Origin of the sequence: Kitasatospora sp. NPDC091207, from assembly GCF_044768625.1 — a bacterium.
Lineage (GTDB): Bacteria > Actinomycetota > Actinomycetes > Streptomycetales > Streptomycetaceae > Kitasatospora.
In genome coordinates this window covers 208,697-225,226 of record NZ_JBIVVS010000009.1, presented here as the reverse complement: position 1 = coordinate 225,226, position 16,530 = coordinate 208,697, and the positions used below count along the sequence as shown (strand labels likewise).

At 74.7% G+C, this 16,530-nt stretch carries 18 protein-coding genes; 7 read left to right on the top strand and 11 right to left on the bottom strand.

Going from position 1 to position 16,530, the window contains the following annotated elements; genetic code table 11:
* Positions 1-36 precede the first annotated feature (36 nt).
* The 5 genes from ACIQTO_RS18020 to ACIQTO_RS18000 all read right to left on the bottom strand — a co-directional run bounded on the left by ACIQTO_RS18020 (position 37) and on the right by ACIQTO_RS18000 (position 5,259).
* Complete coding sequence (locus tag ACIQTO_RS18020; protein ID WP_402388572.1) at positions 37-705, bottom strand: O-methyltransferase; 669 nt, start codon at positions 703-705, stop codon at positions 37-39.
* A 94-nt stretch (positions 706-799) separates the two neighbouring features.
* Positions 800-1,471 (bottom strand): DedA family protein, encoded by a 672-nt coding sequence (locus ACIQTO_RS18015; protein WP_402388571.1) that lies wholly within the window; start codon positions 1,469-1,471, stop codon positions 800-802.
* A gap of 403 nt (positions 1,472-1,874) precedes the next feature.
* Entirely contained in the window at positions 1,875-2,714 is an 840-nt protein-coding gene (locus ACIQTO_RS18010) for a hypothetical protein (protein ID WP_402388570.1), read from the bottom strand.
* A 278-nt stretch (positions 2,715-2,992) separates the two neighbouring features.
* Entirely contained in the window at positions 2,993-4,507 is a 1,515-nt protein-coding gene (locus ACIQTO_RS18005; RefSeq protein ID WP_402388569.1) for a sensor histidine kinase, read from the bottom strand.
* Entirely contained in the window at positions 4,504-5,259 is a 756-nt protein-coding gene (locus ACIQTO_RS18000) for a response regulator transcription factor (protein ID WP_402388655.1), read from the bottom strand. Before ACIQTO_RS18000 ends, ACIQTO_RS18005 begins: the two co-directional genes overlap by 4 nt.
* 191 nt (positions 5,260-5,450) lie before the next feature.
* On the opposite strand from ACIQTO_RS18000, the gene ACIQTO_RS17995 reads away from it, so the two are divergent.
* The 4 genes from ACIQTO_RS17995 to ACIQTO_RS17980 all read left to right on the top strand — a co-directional run bounded on the left by ACIQTO_RS17995 (position 5,451) and on the right by ACIQTO_RS17980 (position 9,115).
* On the top strand, positions 5,451-6,827 hold the full coding sequence (locus tag ACIQTO_RS17995; RefSeq protein WP_402388568.1) for a ferric reductase-like transmembrane domain-containing protein: 1,377 nt from the start codon (positions 5,451-5,453) through the stop codon (positions 6,825-6,827).
* A gap of 17 nt (positions 6,828-6,844) precedes the next feature.
* Positions 6,845-7,372 carry an FMN-binding protein gene (locus ACIQTO_RS17990; protein ID WP_402388567.1) on the top strand — a complete coding sequence of 176 codons (528 nt, stop codon included), beginning with the start codon at positions 6,845-6,847 and terminating at the stop codon, positions 7,370-7,372.
* Between the two features lie 30 nt (positions 7,373-7,402).
* Positions 7,403-8,176, top strand: coding sequence for an FAD:protein FMN transferase (locus ACIQTO_RS17985; protein WP_402388652.1), 774 nt, complete (start codon positions 7,403-7,405; stop codon positions 8,174-8,176).
* A 153-nt stretch (positions 8,177-8,329) separates the two neighbouring features.
* Positions 8,330-9,115, top strand: coding sequence for an MIP/aquaporin family protein (locus ACIQTO_RS17980; protein WP_402388566.1), 786 nt, complete (start codon positions 8,330-8,332; stop codon positions 9,113-9,115).
* A gap of 235 nt (positions 9,116-9,350) precedes the next feature.
* Here the strand turns inward: ACIQTO_RS17980 and ACIQTO_RS17975 are convergent, their stop codons facing one another.
* A complete protein-coding gene (locus ACIQTO_RS17975) occupies positions 9,351-9,860 on the bottom strand; it encodes a flavodoxin domain-containing protein (RefSeq protein WP_402388565.1) in 510 nt (169 codons plus the stop codon).
* 203 nt (positions 9,861-10,063) lie between these two features.
* On the opposite strand from ACIQTO_RS17975, the gene ACIQTO_RS17970 reads away from it, so the two are divergent.
* Entirely contained in the window at positions 10,064-11,209 is a 1,146-nt protein-coding gene (locus tag ACIQTO_RS17970) for a cation transporting ATPase C-terminal domain-containing protein (RefSeq protein ID WP_402388564.1), read from the top strand.
* Here ACIQTO_RS17970 and ACIQTO_RS17965 read toward each other — a convergent pair.
* Positions 11,149-11,805, bottom strand: a complete 657-nt coding sequence (locus ACIQTO_RS17965; protein ID WP_402388563.1) for a DUF4389 domain-containing protein — start codon at positions 11,803-11,805, stop codon at positions 11,149-11,151. The genes ACIQTO_RS17970 and ACIQTO_RS17965 overlap by 61 nt on opposite strands.
* Positions 11,806-12,065: 260 nt before the next feature.
* Between ACIQTO_RS17965 and ACIQTO_RS17960 the strand changes: the two genes are divergently transcribed.
* Both ACIQTO_RS17960 and ACIQTO_RS17955 read left to right on the top strand, forming a co-directional pair.
* A complete protein-coding gene (locus tag ACIQTO_RS17960) occupies positions 12,066-12,509 on the top strand; it encodes a universal stress protein (protein ID WP_402388562.1) in 444 nt (147 codons plus the stop codon).
* Positions 12,510-12,668: 159 nt separating this feature from the next.
* On the top strand, positions 12,669-13,679 hold the full coding sequence (locus ACIQTO_RS17955; protein ID WP_402388561.1) for an Acg family FMN-binding oxidoreductase: 1,011 nt from the start codon (positions 12,669-12,671) through the stop codon (positions 13,677-13,679).
* Between the two features lie 8 nt (positions 13,680-13,687).
* On the opposite strand, the gene ACIQTO_RS17950 is transcribed toward ACIQTO_RS17955, so the two are convergent.
* From ACIQTO_RS17950 to ACIQTO_RS17935, 4 genes are all read right to left on the bottom strand, one after another.
* Positions 13,688-14,056, bottom strand: coding sequence for a hypothetical protein (locus ACIQTO_RS17950; RefSeq protein ID WP_402388560.1), 369 nt, complete (start codon positions 14,054-14,056; stop codon positions 13,688-13,690).
* 190 nt (positions 14,057-14,246) lie between these two features.
* Positions 14,247-14,522, bottom strand: a complete 276-nt coding sequence (locus tag ACIQTO_RS17945) for an ATP-binding cassette domain-containing protein (protein ID WP_402388559.1) — start codon at positions 14,520-14,522, stop codon at positions 14,247-14,249.
* A 134-nt stretch (positions 14,523-14,656) separates the two neighbouring features.
* Entirely contained in the window at positions 14,657-15,334 is a 678-nt protein-coding gene (locus tag ACIQTO_RS17940; protein WP_402388558.1) for a helix-turn-helix domain-containing protein, read from the bottom strand.
* A gap of 30 nt (positions 15,335-15,364) precedes the next feature.
* Positions 15,365-16,408, bottom strand: a complete 1,044-nt coding sequence (locus ACIQTO_RS17935) for a zinc-dependent alcohol dehydrogenase family protein (RefSeq protein WP_402388557.1) — start codon at positions 16,406-16,408, stop codon at positions 15,365-15,367.
* Positions 16,409-16,530 lie beyond the last annotated feature (122 nt).

The window sequence follows — 16,530 nt, the reverse complement described above, 5'->3', positions numbered from 1 at the left end:
TGCCGCACCGGGCGGCAGCGCTCTGTTCGGGGCTGCTCAGCGCTGGACGCGGGCCAGGGTGAAACCGTCGTAGCCCTTGCTGCCGACCGTCTGCACGGAGGTCGCGGACACCCGTGGCTCGGCGGCGATCAGGTCGTGCAGCCGGCGGGTGGCGAGGACCGCCGGGTCGGTGCTGTCCGGGTCGGCGACGGCGCCGCCGCGCACCACGTTGTCGACCACGATCAACGAGCCCGGTGCGGTGAGCTCCAGCGCGCGGGCGAAGTACTCGGGGTTGCTCGGCTTGTCCGCGTCGATGAAGACCAGGTCGAACGGCTCGGCGCCGTCGGCCACCAACGCGGCCAGCGAGTCGGCGGCGGGGCCGAGCCGGACCTCGGCAACCTTCTCCAGGCCGGCCCGGGCGAGGTTCGCCCGGGCGACCGCGGCGTGCGCCGGGTCGATCTCCAGGGTGATCAGGGTGCCGTCGGCGGGCAGCGCCCGGGCCAGCCAGATCGCGCTGTAACCACCGAGCGTGCCGACCTCCAGGACGCGCCGGGCGCCCAGGGTGAGGGCCAGCAGATGCAGCAGCTTGCCCTGGTTGGGCGCGACCGCGATGGGCGGCAGCCCGGCCGCCTCGGCGGCGGCCGCCGCGGCCTCCAGCACCGGGTCGTGACCGACCAGACGCTCGGAGAAGTACGCGTCCACCGCGTCCCACGTCTGCTTCGCCACAATGCCCTCCACCTGCTGCTTTACATGCCACCGCCGGGGTAGCCCGATGCTACCCCGGCGGGATGACAGCTCTGCTGGAACGCTCCGGTGAAGGTCAGTCCACCGCGGGGGCGGCCGCGGCGGGCTCGGTGGCGGCGGCCGCCGCCTCCTCGGCCTCGCGGGCCTTGGCGGCCTTGGCGGCCCGGCGCTTCATCAGCCAGGCCGAGAGGGCACCGCCGACCGCGGCCAGCAGCAGGCCCACCCAGGAGAACCGCGACAGCCACTGCTCGGCGACCTTGCCGACCTGGTACACCAGCAACGTGGTGCCGCCGGCCCAGACCACGCCGCCCAGCACGTTGGCGATCAGGAACTTCCAGTACGGCATCTTCAGCGCGCCCGCCAGCGGACCGGCGAAGATCCGCAGCAGCGCGATGAAGCGGCCGAAGAAGACCGCCCACATGCCCCACTTCTGGAACGAGCGCTCGGCACTGGCCAGGTGGTCCGGCCCGAAGTGCCTGGGGAACTTCCGCCCGAGCTTCTCGAACAGCGGCTTGCCGCCCTTGCGCCCGATCGAGTAGCCGATCGAGTCGCCGATGATCGCCCCGAGGATCGCGCAGACCGCGACCCAGACGGGGCTGACCACGCCGCGGGCGGACAGCAGCGCCGCCGACACCAGCGCGATCTCGCCGGGCAGCGGGATGCCCAGCGACTCCAGCCCGATGATCAGCGCGACCAGGGCGTACACCGCACCCGGTGGGACGCTCTCGATCCAGGCGTCGATGTGCAAGGCCGTACCTCCGTGGCAGAACGAGATCCGGTCGCGGAGGGGCGGTGCCCGGTCCGGTGGTCTCGGCGTCGATCGATGGCGGCACCAGGCCGCTCCCCGAAAGGGCAGCCTAACGTGCCGGGCGGCCTGTCCCCCCGGCCGATCACCCCCGATAACGACGTACGGCGCCCCGCCGCGGTTCCCCCCGGGGGTCCGGGTCCGGGGGCCGGGAGGGGACCGGTCGGCTGCGGGCCGGCCGGCCCCCTTTCACCCGCCCGGCCCGTCAACGCCTGCCCGGCGCTGACGGGCCCTGCCGGTCGCCACCGAACCATCGGAATCACTCGGTGAACTCACCCGCCCGGGGGGCATGCCTCAGCGCTGTTCCGCACGGCCGCTCGTCGCAGCCACTTGTCAGGGCCGCTCGTCAGGGCCGCTCGAAGAACTGCAGGACGCCCCCGGCCGAGAAGCACACCGCGCCGGCGAGGGTGCCCCAGTTGGCGATGTCGACGTTGACCAGGCTGCCGGTCTCCGGGCGGGTGAAGGCGGCCAGTGCCGACACCAGGAAGAACACGGACCCGAACTGGTTGACCGCGACGATCCACCAGCCGAGGCTGCGCGAGCGCCAGCACGGCCGGCCGTGGCAGACCTCGACCAGCGCGAGGTGCCCCGAGACCAGGAACAGCACGCACCCGACGAGGTCGGGGGCCCAGATCAGCCGGTTCTCCTGCTGGGCCGAGAGCCCCTGGAGGAAGGAGTCCAGCAGGTTGACCCCGAACACGAGCGTCCCGGCGAACAGCACGAAGGTGCTCAGCCAGTCGATCCGCGCGGGCTCGTAACTCCACCACCGCCAGCCGTGTGTCACCAGCGAGTCCGTCGCACCGGAACGGCGCGGGGCGTTGATCGCCTGGAGCAGCGAGGTGTAGCCGCCGGTGTTGAAGAACAGCCCGCCCGCGAAGTAGATCGAGGCGATCCCGGTCGCGGAGAGCGATCCGGCCTGGGCGACGGCGGCGCCCAGCGCGAACAGGGCCCCGCCGATCGTGAAGGCGACGGCGGCGAGGGTGTTGAGCGTGCGCAGTCGGCGCAGGGCCACCTCGTCCGCACTGCGCGGCGGGGCCTCGGCCCCACCCTCGGCGCGGACCCTGAGCGCCCCGCGCTTGCGGGCCAGACGCGACTCCCAGACGGCCGAGCCACCCTCGGCCAACCGCCAGGTGAGCCGGGTCGTGAACGGTCCGGCGCCTTCGGCGCGCTCATCGGGGCGAACCACGGCGCCAGCCTAGCCCCGTGGCAGCCGCCCTGCCCGGGAGCGGCACCGTGTCGCGGCCGCGCGCAGCCGGCCGGGCACGGAGCCGCTACGACGGCGCGGGCTGCCCGGGCCGCTCGGGCCGCTCGGCGAAGTCCACGACGGTGACCGACGGGCGGCGGGTTGCCAGCCCTACCGAATGACGGTGACGAGAGGCCCGGGGGCCGACCACACACCTGGGGTGACAGGAGAGCTCAGCCCGGCCGGCCGCGACGACCGGTGCGCGATCTCCCGCCGCCGGTTCAGGTCAGGGGCGCGGCCGGGAGCCGTACCGTGAACACGGTGCGTCCCGGCCGGCTCGTCACCGCCACCTCGCCGCCCTGCGCCTGGACGACCGCCTGCACGATCGACAGGCCGAGCCCGGTCGAGCCGGTCGTGCGCGAGCGGGCCCGGTCGCCCCGGACGAAGCGCTCGAACACCCGGGCGGTCAGCTCGGGCGGAATACCGGGGCCGTCGTCGGTGATGGCGAGCCGGACCTGCTCGCCGTCCGTGGCCAGGCTGAGTTCGACCTCGGTTCCGGATGGGGTGTGCGTGTGGGCGTTCGCCAGCAGATTGGCCACCACCTGGCTCAGCCGGTGCGTGTCCCCGCGGACGAGTACGGGTTCCTCGGGCAGGGCCAGACGCCAGCGGTGCTCCGGTCCGGCGGCTCGCGCGTCCGCCACCGAGTCCAGGGCGATCCTGGTCAGGTCGACCTCCTCGTCGACCAGCGGGCGGCCGGCGTCCAGTCGGGCGAGCAGCAGCAGGTCCTCGACGATCGTGCCCATCCGGCCCGCTTCCGCGCCGATCCGTTCCAGCGAGTGACGCACCGGCTCGGGCACGGCACCGGGGTGGCGCAGTGCGAGTTCCGCGTGCCCGCGGACCGCGGCCACCGGGGTGCGCAGTTCGTGGCTGGCGTCGGCGGCGAACGCGCGCAGCCGTTCCTCCACCGCGTGCCGGCGGGCCAGGGAGGCGCCGACGTGGTCGAGCATCCGGTTGAGGGCCGTACCGACCCGGCCGACCTCCGTGCGCGGATCGTCGTCCGGGACCCGTTCGGCGAGGGTGACGGCGCCGCTGGCGAGCGGCAGCGCGGCGACCCGCTCGGCCGTCCTCGCCACCCGGTCCAGGGGGCGCAGCGACCAGCGGACCCAGACCGCACCGGCGATTCCCGCTCCGGCGACGGCCAGGGCGAACACCGTGAACTCCAGCATCACCAGCCGGTCGACGGTGTCCTCGACCTGCCGCAGGGGGAGCCCGCTGATCAGGACGTCACCGTCCCGGCCGGCCACGGCGCGCACCCGGTACGGGCCGGTGAGGCCGCCCAGGTCGACGGTGCGGGCCGGGCCGCCGGGCGGGAGGGCGGACAGAGCGCGCTGACCGGCCGGTGACAGCGTCACCCGGTCGTCGGCGTTGGGGTCGCTCGCGTCGTCGGCGTCCCCGTCGACCACGCCGGCCGCGGTCACCCGGCCGTTCAGGAGCCGGGCCCCGAAGGTGCCGGGTGCCTGGGCGCGGGTGTCGCCGCTCTGCCCGGCGTGCTCCAGGCTGGCCGCGTACCGCCCGCCGGCATCGGCGAGTTGCTGGTCGAGCCGGTCCACCAGGAAGTGGCGCAGCGCCGCCGTGGTGGCGAAGCCGACGGCGGCGCAGGTCACCACCAGGAGCACCACCAGCCCGGCGATCAGCCGGGCGCGCAGCGTCCTCGGCAGCGGCCCGGCGGCCCGGCGGCGCAGACCGGACGGACCGCGCCGACCACGCGGACCACCGGTCACTGGACCGCCGGTCACTGGGCCGCCTTGATCAGGTAGCCGGCCCCGCGGACGGTGTGGATCATCGGTGCCCGGCCCGCGTCCACCTTCTTGCGCAGGTAGCTGATGTACAGCTCGACCACGTGGGCCTGCCCGCCGAAGTCGTAGGACCAGACGGCGTCCAGGATCTGGGCCTTGCTCAGCACCTGTCGCGGCTGGTGCATCAGATACGCGAGGAGCGCGTACTCGGTCGGGCTCAGGTCGATGGTGTCGCCGCCCCGGGTGACCTCGCGGGCCTGTTCGTCGAGCACCAGGTCCCCGAGCACCAGCGCGTGCTCGGGCGGTGGAGGCGCCGCGCCCGCCGGCGCGGTGCGGCGCAGCAGCCCGCGCAGCCGGACGACCACCTCGGCCAGGCTGAACGGTTTGGTCACGTAGTCGTCGCCGCCCGCGGCGATGCCCGCGATGCGGTCCTCGACGGCGTCCCGGGCGGTGAGGAAGAGCACGCGGACTTCGGGCTGCTCCTCGTGGACGCGGCGCAGTACCTCCAGGCCGTCGAGGTCCGGCAGCATCATGTCGAGCACGATGGCGTGCGGCCGCCAGGAGGCCGCGGTCCGGACGGCGGCCAGGCCGGTGGTCTCGCCGCGGGCCTGCCAGCCCTCGTAGCGGACCGCCCCGCAGACCACCTCGACCAGGTCGGGTTCGTCGTCCACGACGAGGATCCGCCAGCCTCGCCGGTCGGCGGTGTCGTCCATGGTGGTGCTCCCTCGGCGTGCGCTGTCGTCGGCGTTCATTCTGGTCACGTCACGGTGAGAAAGCCATGAGACGGGCCGCGCCGGGCGAACCGGCCGAAACCTGGCCTGAGCTGCACCGATACCACCCTGACGGGCGGGTGGGCCGGTGCGGGTTCAGAGGCAACTGAGAGCTTGCGGTGCCATCGTGATCACCCCGGCGGGCACCACCGCCGGGAGGAAGGGAGACCTCGATGGCCGGCCTCGCCCCGCCGCGCTCCGCGCACCCGAGACGCCGGGCGGCACCGCGCCGCCCGTCCGCCGCCGCGGCCGCCGGCTCCGCGGCCGCACCGGTCGCCGCCCTCGGGCTGATCGCCGCGGGCGCGCTCGGCGTCGTCGCCCTGTGGTGGGCGAACACCGCCGCCGTCACCGGTGCGGCCGGCTGGCTGACCGGTGCGGGCCGGATCACCGGCCTGCTCGCCGGCTACACGGCACCCGTGCTGCTCCTGCTGATGGCCCGGCTGCCACCGCTGGAACGCGGGGTGGGCGCCGACCGCCTGGCCCGCTGGCACGCCTTCGGCGGCCGCTGGCTGGTGGGCACGGTGACCGCGCACGTGCTCACGATCATCTGGGGCTATGCCCTGACGGACGGCCGCGGCGTGCTCGGCGAGGGTGTGGAGATCGTGTTCCACTTCCCCGAGATGCTCAAGGCCGGGCTGGCCACGCTGCTGATGCTGGGCACCGGCGTGGTGTCCGCCCGGGCGGCGCGCCGCCGGCTCTCCTACGAGGCCTGGTACTACCTGCACCTGGTGACGTACCTGGCGGTGGCGCTGGCCTTCGGCCACCAGCTGGCCACCGGCGCCGACCTCGGCGACGGGCCGGCCCGGCTCGCCTGGTACGCCCTCTACCTGATCACCGCGGCCCTGCTCGGCTGGTACCGGCTGACCCGGCCGTGGCTGCGCGACCGCCGCCACCGGCTCACCGTGGCCGAGGTCCGACCCGAGGGCCCCGGCGTGGTGTCGGTCTTCCTCCGCGGGGAGCGGCTCGACGAGCTGCGGGCCGAGCCCGGGCAGTTCTTCCGGCTGCAGTTCGACGCCCCCGGCCTGCGCTGGGCCGCCAACCCGTACTCGCTCTCCGCGCCGCCGCACCCGCGCTTCCTGCGCTTCACCGTCAAGGACCTCGGCGGGCACAGCGCGGCGGTGGCCTCGCTGCGCCCGGGCACCCGGGTCCGTGCCGAGGGCCCCTACGGCGCCTTCACGGCACGCGTGCGACGACGTCGCCGCGTGCTGCTGCTCGGGGCGGGGGTGGGAATCACCCCACTTCGGGCCCTGTTCGAGACGATGCCGGGCGAGGTGACCCTGGTCCAGCGGGCCGGCCGGCCGGAGGAGGTGCTCTTCCGCGAGGAGCTGGCGGAGGTCGCCCATCGGCGCGGCGGGCGGGTGCACGAGCTGGTCGGCCCACGGGCACAGGTCGGCGACCTCGGGACGGCCCTCGCCCGGCTGCTCCCCGGCCTCGCCGACCACGAGGTCTACCTGTGCGGTCCGGAGGCCATGGCCGAGGAGGCGGTTCGTTCGCTGCGGGCCGCCGGGGTACGGCGGCGCCGGATCCACCGCGAGTCCTTCACCTTCTGATCCCCGAGGAGCACCCCATGCGCCGAGCCGTCGTCAGCAGCGCCGCCACCACCGCCGGAATCATCCTGCTGCTCTCCCTCAAACCGCACCAGGCCGCCGGCCCGGCGGCGGTCATCAGTTCGGGCGGGAGCGATGCCTCCGGCGCCGTCCCGGGAGCATCGGCCGCTTCCGCGCCGTCCGGGGGGTCCAGTTCCTCCGGCGGCTCCGCCTCGTCCGGGGGGTCGTCGCCCGGCGGGACGGCACCGTCGGCGGCGGCCGGGGCGGGCGGCACGCGCAAGGTCACCGGCACCGCGTCGAACACCCGCTACGGGCCGGTACAGGTGCAGGTCACCCTGTCCGGCAGCCGGATCACCACCGTCGACGTGATCAAGTACCCGACGGAGGACCGTCGGGACCGGGAGATCAACACCTCCGCCCTGCCGCTGCTCAACCAGGAGGCGATAGCCGCCCAGAACGCCACGATCGACGTGGTCAGTGGCGCGACCTTCACCAGTGAGGGCTACATCCGCTCCCTGCAGAGTGCCCTCGACCAGGCCGGGCGCTGAACTGCCGTGCTCCGCCACGCCCAGCCCGTCATGGGCACCGTCTTCTCGATCGTCGTCCGCGATCCCGGCCCGGACACCCCTCGCGTGCTCGGGGGCATCACCGACCGGCTGCACCGCATCGACGCGCTCTTCTCCACCTACCGGGCGGACAGCGACATCAGCCGCCTCGGCCGCGGCGAGGTCGGCCTCGACGACTGCGACCCGGAGGTCCGCGCGGTCCGGGCGGCCTGCCGCGAGGTCGCCCGGGAGACCGACGGCTACTTCACCGACCGGCCCGGAGGCCGGCTCGACCCCAGCGGCTGGGTCAAGGGCTGGGCGGTCGAGGAGGCCGCGCGGATCCTCCGGGCCGCCGGGTCCCGGCAGTTCTGCGTCAGCGGCGGCGGGGACGTCCAGACCTCGGGCGGCCCGTGGCGAATCGGCGTCGCCCACCCCCTGCGGGCCGGCCGGCTCGCCGCCGTCCTGGGCGGCAGCGGCCTCGCGGTGGCCACCTCCGGCACCGCCGAACGCGGCCCGCACATCCTGGACCCGCACACCGGACGCCCCGCGACCGGCCTGGCCTCGCTGACCCTGGTCACCGGGCCGGGCACCGGCATCGCCCGCACCGACGCCTGGACCACCGCCGCCTTCGCCATGGGCCCGGACCGCGCGCTCGCCTGGGCCGCCCGGAGGCCCGACGTCGAGGCCCTCGCCGTCCTGCCCGACGGCACCAAACGCTGGACCGACGGCCTTCCCCGCCACCTCCCACCGAGCGGCCCGGCCGACTGGCACCACCACTCCGCGTCCAGCGGGAGCACCGCCGGCTGACCCGGGGCGGGACCGTCCGGAGAGCGGCGAAGGCGATCACGCCCTCCGGCCCGGCCCCGCCGGCAGGGACCAGCGGCCCGGTGAACCGGTCGGCCCTGGTGGACGCACGCTTCCTGCCGCATGGTGGAGGCAGCGGTCAGGAAGGCGGGAAGGATGACCACGGTCCAGCGGTCGGGATGGCGACGGCTCGCCGCCGAGGGCGTCGGGACCTTCTTCCTGGTCCTGGTCGCCGCCGGCGCGGGCGTGATCGACGTCGTCACCGACGGCCAGGTCGGACGGCCCGCCGCGGCGATCGCGCCGGGACTGATGGTGCTGGCGCTGATCTACACCCTCGGCGAGACCTCAGGAGCCCATCTCAATCCGGCCGTCACCCTGGCGTTCGCCGCACGCGGACACTTCCCGTGGCGACGCGTTCCGGCCTACGTGGCCGCACAACTGGTGGGAGCGCTGGCGGCGGCCGGCCTGCTCCGCGGGCTGTTCGGGACCGCCGGGCAGGTCGGGGCGAGCCGTCCCTGGCCAGGTATCGGGTCCGGTACGGCGTTCGCGCTGGAGACCGTGCTGAGCTTCGGACTGATGACGGTCATCCTCGGCACGTCCTCCGGTGCCCGGAACATCGGCCACAACGCGGCGATCGCCATCGGCGGCTACATCGCCCTGGCCGCGCTGTGGGCCGGGCCCGCCACCGGAGCGTCCATGAACCCGGCACGAAGCCTGGCACCGGTCCTGGCCGGCGGCCACGGCGGCCCGCTCTGGATCTACCTGCTCGGACCACTCCTCGGCGCCGCCCTCGCCGTCCCGTTCGCCCGGGTCCTCCGCGGCCCGCCGAGCACGGAAGCCACCCACGCGGCCCAGGGACGCCCCGACATGACGGAACAGGGTGGTGAACGCCCTCCCGACCCAGCCGCCGGCCCAGGTGGCTCCGGGCCTCCGGCGCGGTGAACCGCGGGAACGACCGGGATCGGCTCCGGCTCGGTGCCGCCCGACAACGTCGCCGCCGGGGCCGACGATCCGTGGCCGCCTCCGACGTTCGGAACGCGGCCGCGGGCTCCGACCGATCCCGCGAGTTCCGGCCGGGGCCCAGGTCGGGCGACCGCACCACCGACCCGCACACGCGAGTCGCCGGTCGGCCCAGACGGCTGGTCCGCCGGGCACCCGCGGACCTCCGGACCGGGCCCTACGCCCGGTCGGGCGAGCGCAGCTCGTCACCGATCTCGTGGGCCCAGCGCTGGATGTGCTCCGGGCTGCGGAAGTCACCGCCCTTGCCGTGCTTGACGAGGCCGTGGGCGATCCAGCCCGGGGTCTCCGCTGTGACACTGCCTCCGAAGGTGACGTGCCCGCGCGCGTGCAGGTGCCGCGTCTGCGTCGCGGCGGCGTGGACCGGCGGGATGTCATGCTGCTCGGCGGAGCTGTCCAGGGGGCCGCTGCTGAACAGCCACACCGGGCGCCGGGCCAGGGCCTCGGCGTGGTCGTGCGCGCAGCGCAGCGCGTCGTGGTGCCAGTGGCCCGCGTAGAGCGAGCTGCCGAGAACGACCGCGTCGAAGTCCGCCACGTCACGCACCTCTGCGGCCGGGGCGACGGCGACGTCGAACCCGTCCTGGCGCGATGTCCGGCCGATCTCCCGCGCGATGCCGGCCGTGGCGCCGTGCTTGCTGCCGTAGGCCACCAGGATCCTCAGCTGCTTCATGACGCTCCTCCCGTGGTGCCCGTCCCGGCCGCGCACCGGGCACAGCCGGCACGTCCGGCGTGGGCCCACGCCGGCACCCGGGCCAAGGGCCGCCCGACCTCTCCCCGGGGCCGGTCGGCCCTGCTGCCGGCGCGGTGCGGTGCCTACGGTGGGGAGAGGGCCCGGGAGCCCCCGGGCCGCCCCACGACCGCCGGGGAGGGAGCATGGCCCCGACCAGCGCGCTCCGGTCGTCCGACCGTTCGGATTCCCCCGACCCGCGTGAGCCGATCGCGCTGCTCTTCCGGGACCTGCGTACCTCACCCCGGGGCCTCTCCGAGCGCGAGGCCGCCCGACGCCAGGCCGTCTACGGCCCCAACACCCTCGCGCGACGCGGCGGTCGCCGTTGGCCACGCGAGCTCGCCAAGCAGTTCACCCACCCGCTGGCCGTACTGCTGGCACTCGCGGCGGTCCTCGCCGCCGTCAGCGGGGCCCCTGCCCTCGCGGTGGCGATCGTGGCCGTCATCCTGCTCAACGCCGCGCTCGCCTTCGTCCAGGAGCAGCAGGCGGAACGGGCGGTGGAGGCGCTGGCGGCGTTCCTGCCGGAGGAGGCGGCCGTGGTCCGCGACGGCGTCCAGCGGGACGTGCCCGCCCGGTCCCTGGTGATGGCCGGGTTCCTGCTCACCCTGACGCTGGGAGGCTGGCACCCCGGCGACCCGACCGGCCCCGGCACCGCGCTTCACCTCACCTACCAGCAGGCCACCACCGTCACCTGGCTCGGCATCGTCACCTGCCAGATCGGCACCGCCTTCGCCGCCCGTACCGACCGCGCGTCGCTGCGCTCCATCGGAGTCCTCAGCAACCCCCGGCTGCTCGGCGGCATCGGCTTCTCCCTCGCCTTCGCGGCCGCGATCGTCTACCTGCCGCCGCTGCACCGCGTCTTCGGGACGGCGGCGCTCACGCCGGCACAGCTGGCCGTCGTGGTGCCGTTCCCGTTCGTCGTCTGGGGCGCGGACGAGCTGCGCAGGGCCCTGGTGCGCCGCCGCGCGGCACGCCACGTCGCGCCGGTCGCCGTCGCGCCCGCGCCGGTGCGTCCCGTCACCGGGACGTCCGGGCACCACCCGCTCGCCGTTCTCCTCGCCCGCCACGGCTGGAGCGCCCACCGGCTCACGCACGCTCTGGGGGTGAGCGAGCAGGCGGCCGACGAGATCGTCGCCCACGCCCACCGGGCCGCCGCCGAGCACGGCCGCCACACGCGGCGGCCGGGCTGCCTGCCCGCCGGTCAGCCCGGCCGGGCGGACGGCCGTCCAGGTCACGGTGCGGACCGGTCGGCCGGGTCGAGGCCGCCCTGGTCCAGCCGGAACGGCGGATAGGAGTCGGTCATCAGGGCCGCGTACGCGACGACCCGCAGCACCCAGCGGTTCAGGCCCACGAGGAGATCGAAGACACCTGGCGGGTAGCGCGTGGTAACGGCCAGCGCGACACCGGCGAACAGCGCCAGCAAGCCGATCAGTCCCCCGCCGCCCCAGCGCTCGTGGACCGCGCCGCCCACGAAGATCCCGACCACCAGGTACTGCGGCAATGCCAGGAGCCACCACTTCACCAGGGCCAGGCCGCGGGAGAGCTGCCCCGGGTAGGCGATGTCCAGCGTCGCCGGGTAGTCGGACTCCTCACGCAGGCTGAACGGCGGGTAGCGGTCGGTGCCGAGGCCGCCGTAGGCGTAGTAGGACACCCGCCACGACCAACGCAGCACGCCCAGGTTGAAGTCGAAGATCCCGCGCGGATACCGGCCGGTGAACAGGATCGCGAAGAACGCGACCACGGTCAGCAGCACGAAGGCCACCCACAGGAAGCACAGGACGATCCAGTGCGGGACGACCAGGATCCACTTGACCAGCCAGAGCCAGCGCGAGAGCGGAAGATCCAGTCGGGCCTCCACCCGGACGGGCGAGGTATCGGTCACTGCCACGGCGATCACCTCCGGAGCGACACGCCCGGGCACAGGCCCCTGCCCGGCGGGTGCGGGAGCGGACGCGGCACGTTCTCGGACACCCTCATGGTCTCTCCGGACGCACGGTCCGGCATCGCCGGTCGGCCCCGGACCACTCCGCCGGACCGACCCGCGGAATGCACCGCACCGCAACGGGGTGGAGAGTGGAACCAGCCCTGGGTGGGCCCCGCCCGCACCAGCCGCCGAAACACCGGCCCACGCGGGAAACGGGGTGCGAAATGGACAGCGACGTCCCGGCGTCACGCCGGATCGTGGTCGGTGTGGACGGGTCGCCCTCCTCCCGGCAGGCACTGCGCTGGGCGGTCGGGCACGCACGACTGACCGGCGCCGCCGTGGACGCGGTGCTCTGCTGGGCGCTCCCCACGATGTACGGGCGCGCGCCGGCGTCCGTGGACCGTGAACTCGGGCACGCCGCCGAGCAGGTCCTGGCCCGGGCGGTCAGCGCGGCGGTCGGCGACGGCCGGCCGGCGGAGATCCGGGAGACGGCCGTCCTGGGCAACGCCGCCGAGGTCCTGGTGGAAAGGGCTCACGGGGCCGATCTGCTGGTGGTGGGCTGCCGTGGCCATGGCGGCTTCACGGGCGCCCTGCTCGGCTCGGTCGGCCAGCACTGTGTCCAACACGCTCCGTGCCCGGTCGTCGTGATCCGCGGCACCGAGGGCTGACGATCGCGCACGGAGGTCGTCCGGCAGGCGCGGTGGGGCCGGTGGACCCAAGCCGGGGGGCTGTCCGAGAAGCAGGATGGAGTCACGGCAGGCGGCGGAGGCGGTCCACGTACTGAAGGCCGGAGTCGCCGTAGCTCCGAGCGGCCCAAGGAGCCCACCATGACCGAGCAACCCCTCACCTCGGAGCAGCTGCGGTTCCTGGCGGCCGCCGCCGGCGCCGCGCCGTCCCTGCACAACAGCCAGCCCTGGCGCTTCCGCTCCGTCCCCGACTCGCTCGGCGTTCGGGTGTACGCCGACCTGGACCGCGCCGTGCCGATCACCGACCCGGACGGCCGGGCCCTGCACATCTCGGTCGGCGCGGCCCTGTTCAACCTGCGCGTCGCCGCCCTGCGGCTAGGACGCGATCCGGAGGTTCGGCTCCTCCCCGACGAGGCCGAACCGCGCCTGGTCGCGACGGTCCGCCTCGCCCGCCCGTCGCCGGTACCGCTCCCCCTCGGCAGGGACCTCTTCGACGCCATCGGGCAGCGCCACTCCAGCCGTCAGCCGTTCGCCAACCGGGACGTCCCGGAGGCGGTGCTCGGCGAACTCATCACGGCGGCCCTCGATGAGGGCGCGGTGCTGTCACCACTGGAGGAGGCGGGAGTGCGGCGGGTGCTGGCCCTGACCCACGACGCCGAACGGCGCACCGGAACCGATCTGGCGCGGATGGCCGAGACCCGCACGTGGCTGCGTCCGGAGAAGCCGGCGGCGGACGGCATCCCGGTGTCCGCGCTGGGCCCGCAGGACCACGACGCCCGCGTGCCGATGCGGAGCTTCACCAGCCGGACACAACCCACCACGGCGTCCCAGCGCTTCGAGGCACTGCCCCAGCTCGCCACGCTCACCACGCACGATGACCGGCCGGCGGACTGGCTGCGCGCGGGCCAGGCGATGGAACGGGTGTGGCTGCTGGCGACGGCCCACGGCGTGCGCGTCTCGGTCCTGCACCAGGCCGTCGAGTGGCCCGATACCCGCTGGGGACTGCGCGAGCCGGGCGAGGGCCCCGGCCACGTCCAGCTCGTCCTGCGCCTCGGCTACGGCCCGCCCGGGCCTGCCACCCCGCGCCGTCCCGTCGAAGAGATCCTCGACCTCACCGGCCGCGCGGGCGCGGCCGAGCGCGGGACGTCGTGAAACCGTGGTCAGGGGGCGAGGTCGCGGCGGCCGAGCAGCCGGAAGGCGACGGCGGTTCCGGCCAGGCCGGCGGCGGCGAGGACGGCGAGCGACGTCCAGGGAACGGTCCCGTGGGCGAGCGCGTCGGCGGGCGTGTAGTAGTGGAACGGGCTGAGGTAGCGCAGCGGCGCCGCGGGCGACCAGGCGAGGGCCACGAAGTTCAGCGCGAAGCCGACCGCGCCGAGGGCGACGGTCGCGCCGATCACGGGCGCGCGGTGCCGGCCCGCCGCCGAGAAGGCCGGCACCGGCCCGGGGCCGGCGACGGTCTCGTCGGCGAGCAGTTCGAAGAAGGCCTCCTGGACCAGTGGGTCCAGCCCTTCGGTCGGTTCGTCCAGCACCGGCCGGCGCCGGCCGGTGCTGGAACGCCTGGACGAGGCCCAGCTTCTGCTTCATGCCGCGCGAGTACTCCCCGACCGCGCGGTCCAGGTCGGCCCGCGAGAGGTCCAGTCGGTCACCGAGCTCGGCCTGCCGGGGGACGGCGGCGCCCTGGACGGCGGCCAGCAGGTCGAGCGTCTGCCGGCCGGTGAGCTACGGGTAGAGCCGCAGCTCACCGGGGAGGTGGCCGACCGAGCGCGCGAACCTGCCGTGGTCCGCGACCGGGTCCAGGCCCCTCACCGCTCCGGAACTCGGACGCAGCAGTCCGACCAGGCACCGCAGTGTCGTGGTCTTTCCCGCCCCGTTCGGCCCGAGCAGGCCGAACACCTCTCCGGTAGCGATCTCGATGTCGAGCCCGTCGATGCCGACCGCGCGCCCGTACCGCTTGGTCAGCGCGCGGAGCTCGATCGCCGGTCTGCTGTCGGGCATGTCCCGCCTCCCGCGACGGCTGCTCTCCCCGGAGGCCCGGACGGCCCCCGCCGGAAGCGCCACTCCCCCAGAGTGGCGCTTCCGGCCCCGGTCGTCACGGGGCTGGAAGCCCCTTCCGGAATCTCCGTACCGGCTCAGCCACCGCCGATCCTGCGCCCCGTGATCTCGTCCGCCCGGATCCGCACCCAGAGCGGGCGCTCCCCACCGGCCCACGGCGTGGCACCGGGCAGCTCCGACAGCCGCCGCACCTCGTCGGTGTCCGTCACGTGCCGGGCCTCGCCGAGAATCAGAACGCTCCAGCCCCGGCTCAGGTGGTCGTCGATCCGGTCGACCTGGAACGACACCGGGGCCCCGTCGTCCGGGGCCGCGCTGCTTCGGGCGGTCGTGCGGAAGACGACGGCCGCGTCGTCCACGGTGTAGTTGACCGGGAGGACCGCCGGTCCCGGCTCGACCGGCAGGGCGATCCGGCCCACGCCGTGGGTGCCGATCTTCTCCCAGCACTCGGCGACCGTGAGGTGGAAGAGGAATGGACGCGCAGCCGCCTCCGGCTGTCCGGGCGGGGCATCGGCACGGCCCTCCAGCAGGTCCTGGTAGGTGAGGTGAAGGGCGGCGGCGATCCGCAGGAAGCCGGCCGGGTCGAAATCCGGGCCGGCCGCCAGCAGGTGCTGGAGGTAGCGCGGCGCCATCGCCGCCCGATAGGCCAGCATCTCTTCGGTCAGGCCGAGTTGGGAGCGCCGCTCGGTGATCCTGCGCGCGACGTCTGCGGGATCCGCGTGACAGGCGGCGGAATCGATGTCGTGGTTCTGGTTCACCGTGTACTCCTCGGCTCGCCGGTGTCCGGGTCAGGTGCGGAAGAGCGCGACCTTGAGTGCGCCGTTGCTGCCGGCGTCGGCGAAGACGTCGTAGGCCTCCTGCATCTCGTCGAGGCCGAACCGGTGGGTGACCAGCCCGGAGACGTCGAGCCGGCCCGCGGCCAGCATGTCGAGCAGCAGCGGGGTGCTGTGCGTGTCGACCAGGCCGGTGGTGATGGTGACATCGCGGATCCAGAGGTCTTCGAGGTGGAGGACCGCCGGTTCGCCGTGCACGCCGACGTTGGCCACCCGTCCACCGGGGCGCACCACGCGGGTGCAGAGCTCGAAGGAGTCGGGGACGCCGACCGCCTCGATCGCCACGTCCACCCCGAGGCCGTCCGGGCTCAGCGCTCGCACCGCCTCGGGGGTGGCTTCGGCGACGGTGAGTACGGTGTCGGCTCCCATCCGCTTCGCGGCGTCGAGACGGCTCGTCGCGAGGTCGACGGCGATGATGCGGGAGGGGCTGTAGAGCCGGGCGGTGATGATCGCGGCCAGGCCGATCGGGCCCGCCCCGACGACCACGACGCTGTCGCCGGGGCCGATCCGGCCGTTGTGGACCCCGACCTCGTAGGAGGTGGGGAGGATGTCGGCGAGCAGCAGGGCGTTCTCGTCGGTGACGCCTTCGGGCAGCCGGTGGAGGGAGTTGTCCGCGAAGGGGGTGCGGACGTGCTCGGCCTGCGTGCCGTCGACCAGGTGGCCGAGGATCCAGCCCCCGCCCCCGGTGCACTGGCCGTAGCTCGCGGCACGGCAGTAGGCGCAGCGGCCGCAGGCGGAGATGCAGGAGACGAGGACCCGGTCACCCACCTTGACGGTACGCACACCCGGGCCGGCCTCGACGACGGTGCCGACGGCCTCGTGGCCGAGAACGCGGCCGTCGGCGACCGCGGGGACGTCCCCCTTGAGGATGTGCAGGTCGGTGCCGCAGATGGTGACCGCGTCCACCCGGACGACGGCGTCCTCGGGGTCGCGGACGGCCGCGTCCGGAACCTCGCCCCAGGTGCGGCGGCCCGGTCCGTGGTAGGTCAGCGCCTTCATGTCCTGATCACTCCTGTCGGACCTCGCCGGTGCGCGACGGCAGCGGTGCCGTCCCGCCTTCACCTCCAGCGTTCCCCCCCGGGGCAGCTGGCCGCCATGGGCCGGGTGGGGCCGGCCGCTGG